A 14044-nucleotide genomic window follows, 5' to 3' on the forward strand; every position below is an offset into this window, starting at 1 on the left:
TAGAATTTTTTATAATATATTTAGTAAAATAAATAAAAGGAAACGGTTCCTTTATTATAAAAAATATGTTATAATAATGCAACTGATAATATTCTACTAAGTTTAGAAACGAAACATTTTGAAAAATAATATATTAGATTTAAAATAGGTCCAGGGCAAGGATTTTGAAATTTCTAAAGCGGGTAAAGTAAGAATATGAAAAGAGAGATGGTAATTTGTGAAAAATGGGCATGATAAAAAAAACACTAATCCTACAATAAAAGATGTTGCTAAAATTGCAAACGTGGGTATTGCTACAGTATCAAGAGTCTTAAATAATTCTGGAAAGGTAAGCGAGAAAACAAGAGAAAGGGTTATTGAAGTTATAGAGGAGTTAGGTTTTTCTCCAAATATACATGCTAGAACTCTATCTTCAAAGAATATCAATTCACTTTCGTTTGTCGTACCAGATATGGGGAACGAATTTTATGGCATTATGTATTCTTTACTTGAAAGTCGACTTTCAAAACATAATTATAGGCTGATAGTTTTTCCATTAATAGATCAAATTTCATTAGAAAAGATTAAACAAAATACCGATATAATTTATCAAACAGATGGAGTTTTTATTTCATCGTTATCAGTTACAAATATTTTTCAAAGTAGAATCCCTCAAAAAACAATAGTCTTAATAGATTCATTTGATGAGAGATTTGATTCAGTATATGTAGATAATGAGAACATAGGAAGAACGGCTGCTGACTATCTTCTTAAGAATTCTCCAACTAAAACCAACTTTTATCTTGTAACTTTTAAAGAGTTAAATAATGAATTTACGTCTTTTGTTTTTGCTAAAAGAGATAAAGGATTTTTAGAAGTTATGGAAAAACATAATAAAAAAGTTAAAATTATTTATGCGGATCTCTTATGGGAAGGAGGATACAAAGCATTAGAATCTCATATAAAGAATAAGCCTAAAAATTACATTTCCGTATTTGCAACATGTGATATGTTAGGAGTAGGAGCAAAAAAATATTTAGAAGAAAAAAATATAGTTCCCAAAAGAGATTATTCTTTAATTAGTGTTGACAATCTTCCTATAAGTAGATTGTTCAAACTTTCTACTATAAGGCAACCAATAACCGAAATGGTTGAAATCGCTTATGAAATGTTTATTAGTTCCTCTAATGGAAGAAAAAAAGTAGAAAATTATAAACTTGAAGGCAAATTAATTGAAAGAGAAACATGAATATCTTTTTTTTATTGAGTAATGGAAACCTTTCCATAAGTTCGTAATAGATATTTAGAGTTGCTAAAAATAAGCTTTTGAATTTATAACGGGTTCAGGGCGGAGCCTTTCTCCCTCTCTTTTGGTAAAAATAACGAAGAAATTTAAAGAAATTCTTACTTTGTAAAGATTAGAGTTGAGGATTAGATAGAGACTTTAGAAATGGGAAGTTTTTAAAAATAAGCATTTGAATTTAAAATGGGTTCAGGGCGGAGCCCTCCTCTCTCTCCTTAGCTACACGTACCGAAAAAGATAAAGAAATTAGTAAGGATTAGAAGAGGGAGGTATTTTGTAAAAAGTTAAACGCCGAAATATTTATAAAATGTGAAGTTTAAAATTTCTAAAGTAAGTAAGATAATTTAATTAATTAATATGAGGAGGTAGATACTATGAAAAAAGGTTGGTATTTTTTGTTAATTGTTTTGACTATTTTTTCTCTTTTAGGTTGTTCAAGTCAGACCGCTTCTTCAGGTCAGCAAACAGTTCTTCCACAAGCAACCCAAACTTCTAACTTGCAAGATTTTACAAGCCTTTCTGAAGGTAAAACTGCTCAAGATTTTGGTGCACAAACAGTTTTGATAGTACATTATCACAGACCAGATGGTCAGTATGATCCCTGGAATCTTTGGATTTGGCCAAGTAAGCCTGTTTCCAAAGAGGGAAACAGATATTTGTTTGAAGCAGAAGATGATTTTGGAAAATATGCAGTTATTACTTTTGGTGAAAAATATACAGAATTAGGGTTCATTGTCAGAACAGACAATTGGGAAAAGGATATATCCGTTGATAGATTTGTAAGTATTCCTGAAACTGGAGTAGCTGAGATTTGGGTTATTTCGGGAGTTGAAAATTATTATTCTGATCCAACAAAAGTAGACCTACGTCCCAGAGTACTTGGGGCTATTATGGATTCTTTCGATGAAATAAAAGTAACTCTTAATGTTCCTTTTGATACTAAAGATTGGAAAGGTAAAGTGTTTTTGACAAGGCAAGATCCAAAGGAAGAAATATTACAAGTATCGAATGTTTATAAGACTGATCCTACAGATATTTCTGTCACAACAAGTATCACAATTAAATTATCAAATCCATTGTCTCCAGATGATGTTGATAATCTGTTTAAATTAAATATAGAAGGATACGTTTCAGATAATTATGTAATAATGAGGAATATTTTAGACGATGAAGTTTTTCATTATTATGGGAATGATTTAGGTTTAAATTATAGTGTTGAAAAATCGACTTTTAAGGTTTGGTCACCAGTTTCTTCTAAAGCTTCTTTATTATTATTTGAAGATTATAATGATTTAGAGCCATATAAAGTTTATCCTATGATTAAAAATATTAATGGTGTATGGGAAATTGAGGTTGAAGGTGATTTAAAAGGAAAATATTATATGTATGAATTTGAATCTTATGGAGAAAAAAGAAGAACTATAGATATCAACTCTGTAGCTGTAGCAGTCAATTCTACTAAGTCTGCAATAGTAGATTTAAAAGATAGTGATCCCGAGGGATGGCAAAATGATGTGAGACCAGTTTTCAAAAATCCTGAAGATGCTATAATTTATGAAATTCATGTAAAAGATTTCACTATAGATGAAAGTTCAGGAATTCCAAAAGAGTTTAGGGGAAAATATTTAGGATTAACTTTAGATAATACATATTCTCCCGCAGGTGTCAAAACCGGCTTAGCCCATTTAAAGGAGTTGGGAGTAACTCATGTACATATTATGCCTATTCAAGATGCAGGTTCTTTAGATGAGACTAAGTTTGAAGAACAATATGGTTGGGGATACGATCCATTAGTTTATAATGTTCCAGAAGGTATATATTCTTCCAATCCTTATGATCCTTTAACAAGAATAGAAGAAGTAAAAAAGGTAGTTCAAACTTTTCACAGTAATGATATAAGAGTAATTTTAGATGTGGTCTACAATCATACTTATCAAGTAGGTAGAAATTCTCCTTTTGATCAAACAGTTCCTTATTTTTATTATCGAACAGATAATTCTGGAAAATATACCAACGGTTCTGGAGTTGGAAACGAAATTGCTACAGAAAGATTTATGGTTAGAAAATATATAGTTGATAGTTTGAAATATTGGGTTGAAGAGTATCATGTTGATGGATTTAGGTTCGATTTACTTGGATTGTTCGATAAAGAAACCGTTAAGGTAATATCAGAAGAACTTCATGCAGTTTTGCCAGATATACTTCTTTATGGTGAACCTTGGACTGGGGGAGGACCTATCCTTTTTGGTAAAGGAGACCAAAAAGGATTAGAAGTTGCTGTATTCAACGATGATATAAGAGATGCAATTCGTGGTAGTGTTTTTGATTCAAACGTTAAAGGATTTGGTTTAGGAGCTCTAGGTCAAACTATAAAAATCGAAAGAGGTATAGTCGGTTCTATAGAATATAATAATAGGATTAAATCTTGGGCTTTAGATCCTCAAGAAACTATAAACTATGTTTCGAATCATGATAATCATACGTTATGGGACAAAAATGCACTTGCTCTCGGTGTAAAACCATGGGAGGAAGAAGTGGATGAAGAAACTTTAGAGATCTTAAAAAGTTCACAGAAATTTTCTAATGCGATGATTTTAACTATGCAAGGTATACCTTTTTTGCATGGAGGAGTAGATTTTGCACGAACCAAAAAGGGTCATCATAATCCATACAATATTTTAGAACCAAATGTCTTTGATTGGAACAGAAAAGCGGAATTTTATGATATTTTTGAGTATTATCAAGGGTTGATTGAATTAAGAAAAGCACATCCTGCATTTAGAATGACAAGTAGTCAAGATATAATAAATCATATAGAATTTTTTGAACTCCCAAAAGAATACAGAAGGACAGTTGCTTTTATGATAAAAGACAATGCGAATAACGATTCATGGCGAAATATTATTGTGGTTTATAATGCTGAAACTGATAAACAGATAACTTTGACTTTACCTCAGGGAGAATGGAATGTAGTTGTTGATGAAAATAAAGCTGGAATTGAAGTTTTGAACACTGTGTCGAATGTAATAGAAGTTGCACCCTTAGCGGTTTATGTGCTGTATCAAAATTAGTTTCAATTTTTTATTAAAAAAGGGCGAATTAATTCGCCCTTTTTGTTTGGATTTGAGTTGAATTAAAACTATTGTTATGTTAAAATATGTTATGTTAAAATATTAATAGCTTTATTAAGTTAATTTTACTAAGGGGGTGCTAATGTGGCAGAAGGTTTTTTTCAGAAGCAAGTTATTATGAGAAGAGTTTTGTATTCGCTGATACCGATATACATATTTGCTTTTTATATGTATGGAATTAGATTGCTTTACCTTTCTGTTTTTGTTTATGGTTTTGGAATATTAACGGAATATCTTTTTGAAAAAAGGAAAAACAGAAAAGTTACCGAAGCTGTATTAGTTACGTGTACACTTTTTGTTCTTTCCTTACCCCCTAAGACTCCTTGGTGGATTGCCAGTATAGGTATTATTTTCGGAGTTTTGTTTGCTAAAGAAGCCTATGGAGGTTTTGGAAGAAACATTTTCAATCCTGCCATTGCTGCTAGATTATTTATATACATAACTTTTCCAAACATTATGACACAAGCTTGGGCTCAACCAGGTAACTTTGGAAGAATGGTGAACGATGTAATGACAACTGCAACACCCCTTGAAATTTTAGCTAACGGAGAAAATATTGGGTTATTCGATTTATTTTTTGGCATAAGGTCAGGTTCGATGGGCGAAGGACCAATATTTTTGATATTAATAGCGGCAATATATCTAATAGTAACAAAAACTGCAAGTTGGAAAATTATGATTTCAACGTTTTTGAGTGCTTCAATATTAACTGTATTTCTTTCATTATTAGCAATACCGAAACTTTCAAATCCTTTAGAATTTTTATTTTCAGGTAGTTTAATATTTGTTACTGTTTTTATGGCTACTGATCCAGTAACTGCACCAAAAAACGAAACTTCTAAATGGTTTTATGGTATTATAATAGGAGTTACTGCAATATTAATTAGATCTTTTTCTTTGTTTCCTGAAGGAACGAGTTTTGCAGTTTTAATGGGAAACACTTTTGCAGCTTTACTTGACACAGCTTTTTCTAAAAAGAAGGTGGAAGCATGAAAAAAGAAGGAAAAATTTACACTGTTATTTTCACCTTTATAATTTCATTCATATTTGTATTTGTTCTGGCAGTTGCAAACGAATTGACAAAAGAGCAAGTTACGAGAAATCAAGAACTCTTTCAAATTAAAGCTATCTTATCAGCGATGGGTATATCTTACGAATCAGATGAAGATGCTTACAATAAGTATAATCAAAAAGTAGAAATACAAAACATAGGCAACTTACCATTTTATGTAGCCGAATTAGATGAAGGAAATGTCTATGCAACTATTTTTTCGGGTAGTGGATTATGGGGAACTATCACAGGTGTTTTAGCTGTCAATGAAGATGTTTCAAGAATAATGGGAATAGAGTTTATCTCTCAAAATGAGACGCCGGGTTTAGGAGGAAGGATTGAAGAAGATTGGTTTAAAGAGCAGTTTAGAGGTTTAAAAATTGTAGATGGACAAATTAGAGTTGTGACTGGAGGAACTGATAGATACAATAATTATGAAAGTGGTCAAGTTGATGCTATCACAGGTGCAACAAGAACATCAGAATCTATTCAAAGAATTGTAAACGATACGATTAAAACTATAAAAGCTGCATTGGGGGTGAATGGTTAATGGCTCAAAAAACTTTTAAGAGTATAGCTAAAGAAAATTTATGGAATAATAATCCTGTTTTTGTTCAAATTTTAGGTATATGTTCTACGTTAGCCGTCACAAATAGGTTATTGAATACTCTAATTATGACCTTAGGTGTTACTTTTGCCACGGGATTGTCGAGTTTAACCGTATCTCTTTTGAAAAATTTTATCCCAAGAAAAGTTAGAATGATCGTTCAAACTCTTATAATTTCTTTTTATGTTATAATTATAGATATTGTATTAAGAGCATATGTACCAGAAGTGAGTAGAGCTTTGGGGCCGTACGTTGGATTAATAATTACAAATTGTATAATAATGGGAAGAACAGAAGCTTTTGCCCAATCTAATTCTCCTTTGTTATCATTATGGGATGGGGTTACTTCCAGTTTAGGATATATGTATATTCTTTTGATGATAGCGTTTGTTAGAGAACTTTTAGGTTTTGGTACTATATTTGGTTTTCAGGTTTTACCAGCCAACTTTGTAAATTGGACAATAATGGTTATGCCTCCAAGCGCTTTCTTTATGCTCGCTATATTTATGTGGATATTTAAAGGATACATGTTTAAAAAGGAGGTTAAAAAATAATGGCTCCTGATATTGGTTTTCTTTCTCTATTTTTTGCTTCTATTTTTACTAGTAATATCTTACTTTCAAATTTCTTAGGAATGTGTTCATTTATCTCAGTATCGAAAGATTTTAATTCTTCCAATGGTTTGGGGCTGGCTGTTACTTTCGTCATGACTATTACTACTGCTATTAACTGGCTTGTATACCATTATTTACTTGTTCCATTCGGTTTAGATTATTTGAGATACATTGTTTTTATTATTGTAATTGCTGCTATTGTACAGATTTCAGAAATGGTAATTGAAAGAATGTCCACTAATTTATACATGAGTTTAGGAATTTTTTTGCCTTTAATTACTGTTAATTGTGCTATAATGGGAGTTGCTTTGTTTATGCAAATAAGAAATTATAATTTTCTACAATCAGTAGTGTTCGGCTTAGGTTCAGGGCTTGGTTGGTGGTTGGCTATTATTTTGTTGGCTTCTATTAGGAAAAAAGTTGATAATTCTCCTGTTCCTGGTCCTTTGAAAGGGCCTGGCATAACTTTAATAACTATAGGGTTTATGGCTATGGCTTTCATGGGATTTTCAGGAATGTTAGCTGTACAGTGAGGTGGTGTTGATGAATCCAGTTTTAGTTGCATCTCTTATAATTGGAGGTTTAAGTGGAGTTTTGTCTGCATTGATTGTGTTAGTAGACAGTTTAGTTAATAACTATGGTGAAGTTAATATAGATATAAACAATGGAAAAAAACAATTGAAAGTTAATGGAGGAGCTCCTTTGTTAATTACTTTATCAGAGCAAGGGATTTTTATTCCTTCGGCTTGTGGAGGTAGAGGAAGTTGTGGAGCTTGTAAAGTAAAGGTTTTATCAGATATAGGACCTATATTGCCAACGGAAGCTCCTTTGCTGGATACAGAAGAGATTAAGCAAAATATTAGATTATCCTGTCAAGTAAAAGTTAAATCCGATATATCGATAGAAATTCCCGAAGAATTATTTATTGCTAAAAAATTCGAAGGCGTTGTCGAAAGCATTAAGAATCTTACTTATGACATAAAAGAAGTGAAGATAAAATTGATAGAACCACCTGAAGTAGAGTTTAAAGCTGGACAGTATATGCAGTTAGTTATTCCGCCCTATGAAAAGATTAATGAATATACCCAGAGAGCGTATTCAATATCTTCTTCGCCAAGTCAAAAAAGTTATGTAGAATTTTTGATCAGACTTGTACCAGGTGGAATAGCAACAACCTATGTTCATAATTATCTTAAAGAGAACGATAAAATAGAATTGGTCGGGCCTTTTGGAGAATTTTACATGAGAGATACTGACGCTGATATGATATGTGTTGCAGGAGGTTCGGGTTTGGCTCCAATAAAGTCCATAGTAACAGATATGTATGAAAGAAATATCACTCATAGAAATGTTTGGTTATTTTTTGGAGCAAGAAGTTTGAAAGATCTTTACTATGTTGATTTCTTTAAAGATATGGAGAAAAAATGGGATAGGTTTCATTTTATTCCTGCGCTTTCTGAACCTCAGCCAGAAGATAATTGGGAAGGTGAAGTTGGTTTAATTACAGATGTTTTAGATAAATATTTTAAAGCTAAAATGGATCAAAATACATCTAAAGAAGGTTATCTTTGTGGAAGCCCTGGTATGATAAATGCGTGTATAAAAGTTATGACTACAAATGGGATACCAGAAGATAAAATATATTATGACAAGTTTGCGTGATGGAGGCGAAACAGTATGAAAATGACCGAAGAATTAAAGAAAGCCGCCGAAAATATGAAGCCTGGAGTAATAACAGCAGAAGGTTTTTTAGGTGAGGATGAAAGAACTCTTGCGGATATAATAGAAAGTGACGAAGAGAAAGTAAGAGTCTTGAATATAAATTTTTATGAAGATTTGAAAAAAATAAAATATTTGCTTGAAAAAGGTAAAGAAGCTTTCGATGAGCCTGTAACAGTCGATAATAAATGGCTTATAAAAGTTGATGAAGCCAGAGGACATTTGCCTTGCCCTTTTGAAGACGGTATCTTTAGAAAAGTGAATTTAAGAATCAGAAATTTAAAAAATAACGAAGAAATACTGTTGTCAGAGCTTTCTATACATTTAATTGAAAAACATCATTTTTTTCAGGGAAAAGGTTCTAAGTTTAGAGTTGATCCTGAAAAATTAAAGAAAGTTTTAGAAGAATAAAAAGATAAAATAATATGGACTTTAGAAATGAAGATTTTCGAAAAATAAAGCATTTGAATTTAAAATGGGTCCAGGGCGGAGCCCTCTCCCCTTTCCTTGGCTACAAGTACCGAATATCTGTGGTTTTGAATTTAAAATGGGTCTAGGGCGGAGCCCTCTCCCCCCTTCCTTTGGTACAAGTACCGAGAAACTAAAGAAATTAGGAATTAGTAAGGATTAGAAGTGGGGAGGTATTTTGTAAAAGAATCAACGCTAAAACATATATATAATAAAGATTTTGGAATTTCTAAAGTGAGTAAATAAAATATAAAACAGGAGGAATTGTTTATGCCCATTAATTTAAAAGGAAGAAGCCTTTTGACTTTAAAAGATTTTACGCCGGAGGAAATCAAATATCTTTTAGACCTTTCAAAAGATTTGAAATCGAAGAAACGCATGGGAATAAAAGGAGAATTATTGAAAGGTAAGAATATAGTCCTTATTTTTGAAAAAACATCTACAAGGACAAGATGTGCTTTTGAAGTAGCTGCTTATGATGAAGGTGCGAATGTTACTTATTTAACCAATAGTCAAATGGGCAAAAAAGAGTCTATAGAAGATACAGCAAGAGTTTTAGGAAGATTTTATGATGGAATTGAATTTAGAGGGTTTAAACAAGAAACTGTTGAAATTTTAGCTAAATATTCTGGAGTTCCTGTTTGGAACGGTTTAACTGATGAAGATCATCCTACTCAAGTTTTAGCTGATTTTTTAACAATAATGGAGAATTTTGATAAACCTTTAAACAAAATAAAGTTCGTTTATATAGGTGATGGTAGAAACAATATGGCAAATGCTTTGATGATAGGAGCTTCAAAAATGGGAATGGATTTTGTTATAGTTTCTCCTAAGGAATTGTATCCTAACGAAAAGTTAGTAGCTGAAATGAAAAACGTGGCTAAAGAAAATGGTGGGAAAATTACGATAACAGATAATTCAGATGCTGTAGAAGGAACCGATGTAATTTATACCGATGTGTGGGTTTCTATGGGTGAGGAATCTAAAATGGAAGAAAGAATAAATTTGTTAAAACCTTATCAAGTAAATATGGAACTGATAAAAAAGGCTAAAAATCCTGAAGTGATTTTTTTACATTGCCTACCTTCTTTTCATGATACGAAAACAGAAGTGGGTTTAGATGTTTTTAACAAGTACGGTTTAAAAGAAATGGAGGTAACAGACGAAGTATTTGAAAGTAAGCATTCAAAAGTCTTCGATGAAGCAGAAAACAGAATGCATACCATAAAAGCCGTTATGGTTGCAACCTTAGTTGGATAGGATGATAATGATGGATAAAAAGTTAGCAATTGTAGCTATAGGAGGAAATGCCTTAAACAAGTCTAAAGAATCTCCTACTGTTGAAAATATGTTAAAAAATTTAGAATTTACTTCTAAATGTCTTGTTGAGTTAGTAAAGAAAGATTATAAATTGGTGATTACTCATGGAAATGGCCCACAGGTTGGGAATATCTTGTTACAACAAGAAGCAGCTAAAGATATTGTTCCTCCTTTTCCTTTAGATGTAAACGGAGCAATGACCCAAGGATATATAGGTTATATGATCGTTCAATCTTTAAAGAATGTTTTAATTAAAGAGAATATTAACAAAGAAGTGTCATGTATAGTAACTCAAGTCTTAGTTAGTAAAAATGATCCTGCATTTATGAATCCTTCGAAACCTATAGGTCCTTTCTATTACGAAAAGGATGTTGAGTATTTAATTAAAGAAAAAGGATGGGATATGATAGAAGATGCAGGAAGAGGGTGGCGTAGGGTTGTACCTTCTCCTCAACCTTTGGATATTGTTGAAATAAATTCAATTAAAAAACTTGTCCAGAATAATAATATTGTTATCGCTGCTGGTGGAGGTGGGATACCAGTCATTAAAGAAAACAATGAAATAAAAGGCGTGGAAGGTGTTATAGACAAAGATAGAGCATCGGCTTTGTTAGCAATAGAGCTTGATGCAGATGAATTTATTATTCTGACAGCGGTGGAAAAAGTTTTCATTAATTATAATAAACCAAATCAAATGGCTATATCTTTAATGGATATAAATGAAGCAAAGAAGTATATTCAGGAAGGACATTTTTCAAAAGGAAGTATGCTACCAAAGATAGAAGCGTGCATAGATTTTGTTGAAAAAACAGGAAGGAAGGCTTTAATAACAGATTTAGGGAAGTTAAGTGAGGCCTTAGAAGGTAGAACAGGAACAATAATTAAAAAATAATTTTAATAGAGATTTATAAAATAAGGACGGAGTTTTTAAAATTCCGTCCTTATTTTAAATTTTAAAATTGTATATTGTTCAGGAGATTTTGATATTCTAAAATAGCTTTTTTGGGATTTTCTGAAAATATTATACTCCTTGAAACATTAATAACGACCGTTTCTCCTTTATTTATAAGCTTTGTAATATCTTCTAAAGATCCTCCTTGACTACCTATCCCAGGGATTAAATAGTTAAAACCTCTATATTTTTCTAATATTTCTTCAAAATATTCTTTTTGTGTAGCTCCTATAACTGCGCCTATTTGATTAGTATATGTATTCTTTAAAAAATTTAGTTTTTCTAATATTTGTAAGTATAACTTGTTTGGAATAATAAAATCTTTTGCTCCAGGATTGGAAGTTAAAGCCAAAACAAATATATGTGAGGAAGGAAATAATAAATAAGGTTCCAAGCTGTCTAAACCCATTAATGGATTGACTGTAATAGAGTCTACTTTCAAATATTCAAAATAATATTTTGCATATGCTTTTGCTGTATTTGCGATATCCCCTCTTTTTGCATCGATTATTACAGGAATTTCGAAATTAGTTTTAAGAAATTCTACAGTGTTTTCAAAAGCTTGAATGCCTTTATATCCGAGCATCTCGTAAAAAGCGATATTTATTTTATAAGCACAAACATGCTCGTAAGTTTGATCTATTATATATTTGTTAAAGTTTTCAATACCTTTAACTCCTTCATTTCTAAACCGTGCTGGTAATTTTTCTATGTCGCTATCAAGACCAACACATATAAAAGAATTTTTTTCTCTTTGATTTTTTTTAAGTTTATCTAAAAACAAGACACAACCCTCCTTATATCAAAAATATATACTCACTTTAGAAATTCTAGAATCCTTATTATATATATGTTTTAGAATTGTTTTTTTACAAAACACCTCTCCACTTCTAATCCTTACTAATTCCTAATTTCTTTAGTTTTTCGGTATTTGTACCGAAGAGTAGGGGAAAGGGCTCCGCCCTGGACCCATTTTAAATTCAAAAGTTTAATTTTAAAAAATTCTCATTTCTAAAGTCCCTATCAAACAATATATGCTCACTTTAAAAATTCGAAACTTCGCATTTTATAGATATTTCAGCGGTTAACTTTTTACAAAATACCTTCCTGCTTCTAACCCTTACTAATTCTTAATTTCTTTAGTTTTTCGGTATTTGTACCGAAGAGTAGGGGAGAGGGCTCCGCCCTGAATCCGTTTTAAATTCAAAAGCTTATTTTTCGAAAATCTTCATTTCCAAAATCCTTATGGAACAATCTAACTTTAATAAATTTCTACTAAAGATCAACTTTCCAAAAATAACTATAAGCTTGTATTTCTATGTTATCTATGATTTGGCTTTTAGGGGTTAGATTATTATAAATAATAAGTGATTTTTTCTCGAGTTTTCTACTAACTTTAAAGATTCCGTTGACATTTTCGTATATTGGTTCCATTGAAAATAATTCTTCATTTTCTTTCTTTATTTCAATCATCTTTTTAATACCATGAAACACTTTATAGCTATCCGTTTCAGAAGAATTTAACGCTTCTAACATTTTTTTATCATCAAAAGGACCTCTATTGAAAAATCTTGAATCTTTGTGACCAATTTTTTCGGTCATTTTTTTATAAAATTCTTCGTTATTTTCCATTGCGATTTCGTCACCGTAGTAATTTATAGGTGTTCCTTTTAAAGAAAATAGCACTGAATAAGCTAACAATACTTTTCTGTAATCTTTATTCATTTGATTATATAATCTACCGGCAATTCCTTCCCCTTCCCTAAAGATCCATCTATTATCAAGAAGATAATATTTTAACATCTTTTTTCGTTCCTCTGGTTCAACAAATTCTAATGTTAACTCATCATGACATCTTAAAAAAACAAACCATTGACAATCCTTGGGAATAGGAGGAGTTATTTTTTCAGAAAGAGTATCTATTATATAGTTCGGATTACTTTCGGCTATACTTAAAAATATCTTAGGCATAACTGGGAAATGATAAGCTACATGGCATTCATCAGAGTTACCAAAATAAGCTACAACATCTTTTGGAGGTTGGTTTGCTTCAGCAATAAGAGCGGTTCCCTCTTTCAAATAATCTAAAGAAGCTCTAAAGATTTTTAAAATCCAATGAGTTTGAATTAAATTTTCACAGTTAGTTCCTTCTTCTTTCCAAAGAAAAGGAGCTGCATCCATTCTAAAGCCATCTACGCCATGTTCTTTCCAAAAAGTAAAGACTTTTATCATTTCTACCAATACGTCAGGATTTTTATAGTTTAAATCGGGCTGTATCTCATAAAACCTATGAAAATAGTAATCGTTTGTTTCTGGGTTATAAGTCCAGTTGCTATTTACCATACCTTTAAATAAAAGTCGAGCTTGAGAATATTTTTTATCATCAATACTCCAAATATAATAATCTCTATATTTTGAATCTTTCGATTTTTTTGCTTCTTGAAACCAAGGGTGTTCTATGGAAGTATGGTTTATTGCAATGTCAAATAAAATTTTGATGCCTTTATCATGAGCTACTTCAACAAATTTAAAAAAGCTTTCGTTTCCTCCTAACTCTTTTCTGACATTATAAAAATCTGAAATATCAAACCCTTGATCTTTCATTGGAGATTCTAATATAGGTAGTAACCATAGTATAGTAACTCCTAAATCCTTCAGATAATCTAATTTTTCTGTCATTTTCTCAAAATTGCCTGCAAACAAATCAACATAAGTTGAATATAATAATCCTTTTTTGTACCAAAACTTATCCTCAGGCATGTATGTTATGAAATCTTTTTTAGTTTTCAAAAAGTTTATAAATTCGTCTAATTTTTCTTGATATTTATTAAAATAAAGTTTGTTCCACAACGTTTTTATTCTTTCTAATAATTCATTCATTGTTTAACACCTCAAAAATT

12 protein-coding genes are annotated in these 14044 nt (G+C 31.2%); 10 read left to right on the forward strand and 2 right to left on the reverse strand.

Annotated features, from left to right (window positions below; all coding sequences use genetic code 11):
- Window positions 1-217 precede the first annotated feature (217 nt).
- The 10 genes from X924_RS03915 (at window position 218) to arcC (ending at window position 11084) form a co-directional block, all read left to right on the forward strand.
- Window positions 218-1228: a LacI family DNA-binding transcriptional regulator gene (locus X924_RS03915; protein ID WP_121957640.1), complete on the forward strand. Its 1011-nt coding sequence runs from the start codon at window positions 218-220 to the stop codon at window positions 1226-1228.
- 428 nt (window positions 1229-1656) lie between these two features.
- Window positions 1657-4353 carry a type I pullulanase gene (gene pulA, locus X924_RS03920; protein WP_121957641.1) on the forward strand — a complete coding sequence of 899 codons (2697 nt, stop codon included), beginning with the start codon at window positions 1657-1659 and terminating at the stop codon, window positions 4351-4353.
- A 177-nt stretch (window positions 4354-4530) separates the two neighbouring features.
- Window positions 4531-5406 (forward strand): RnfABCDGE type electron transport complex subunit D, encoded by an 876-nt coding sequence (locus X924_RS03925; RefSeq protein ID WP_121957709.1) that lies wholly within the window; start codon window positions 4531-4533, stop codon window positions 5404-5406.
- On the forward strand, window positions 5403-6014 hold the full coding sequence (locus X924_RS03930) for an FMN-binding protein (protein ID WP_121957642.1): 612 nt from the start codon (window positions 5403-5405) through the stop codon (window positions 6012-6014). Before X924_RS03925 ends, X924_RS03930 begins: the two co-directional genes overlap by 4 nt.
- Window positions 6014-6625, forward strand: coding sequence for an NADH:ubiquinone reductase (Na(+)-transporting) subunit D (locus tag X924_RS03935; protein ID WP_121957643.1), 612 nt, complete (start codon window positions 6014-6016; stop codon window positions 6623-6625). Before X924_RS03930 ends, X924_RS03935 begins: the two co-directional genes overlap by 1 nt.
- Window positions 6625-7218 carry an electron transport complex protein RnfA gene (locus tag X924_RS03940; RefSeq protein WP_121957644.1) on the forward strand — a complete coding sequence of 198 codons (594 nt, stop codon included), beginning with the start codon at window positions 6625-6627 and terminating at the stop codon, window positions 7216-7218. The genes X924_RS03935 and X924_RS03940 overlap by 1 nt, the downstream gene beginning before the upstream one ends.
- A gap of 10 nt (window positions 7219-7228) precedes the next feature.
- The gene (locus X924_RS03945; RefSeq protein WP_121957645.1) at window positions 7229-8347 is read left to right on the forward strand and encodes an NADH:ubiquinone reductase (Na(+)-transporting) subunit F; all 1119 of its coding nucleotides are present in this window, start codon (window positions 7229-7231) and stop codon (window positions 8345-8347) included.
- A 15-nt stretch (window positions 8348-8362) separates the two neighbouring features.
- Entirely contained in the window at window positions 8363-8815 is a 453-nt protein-coding gene (locus tag X924_RS03950; protein WP_121957646.1) for a hypothetical protein, read from the forward strand.
- A 327-nt stretch (window positions 8816-9142) separates the two neighbouring features.
- A complete protein-coding gene (gene argF / locus X924_RS03955; protein WP_121957647.1) occupies window positions 9143-10132 on the forward strand; it encodes an ornithine carbamoyltransferase in 990 nt (329 codons plus the stop codon).
- Window positions 10133-10142: 10 nt separating this feature from the next.
- Complete coding sequence (gene arcC / locus X924_RS03960; RefSeq protein ID WP_121957648.1) at window positions 10143-11084, forward strand: carbamate kinase; 942 nt, start codon at window positions 10143-10145, stop codon at window positions 11082-11084.
- A 61-nt stretch (window positions 11085-11145) separates the two neighbouring features.
- Here the strand turns inward: arcC and pyrF are convergent, their stop codons facing one another.
- A complete protein-coding gene (gene pyrF, locus X924_RS03965; RefSeq protein ID WP_121957649.1) occupies window positions 11146-11928 on the reverse strand; it encodes an orotidine-5'-phosphate decarboxylase in 783 nt (260 codons plus the stop codon).
- Window positions 11929-12419: 491 nt separating this feature from the next.
- A complete protein-coding gene (locus X924_RS03970) occupies window positions 12420-14024 on the reverse strand; it encodes an alpha-amylase family glycosyl hydrolase (protein ID WP_121957650.1) in 1605 nt (534 codons plus the stop codon).
- Window positions 14025-14044: the final 20 nt, after the last annotated feature.

The sequence above is a fragment of the Petrotoga sp. 9PWA.NaAc.5.4 genome (assembly GCF_002895485.1).
Taxonomy (GTDB): Bacteria; Thermotogota; Thermotogae; order Petrotogales; family Petrotogaceae; genus AZRK01.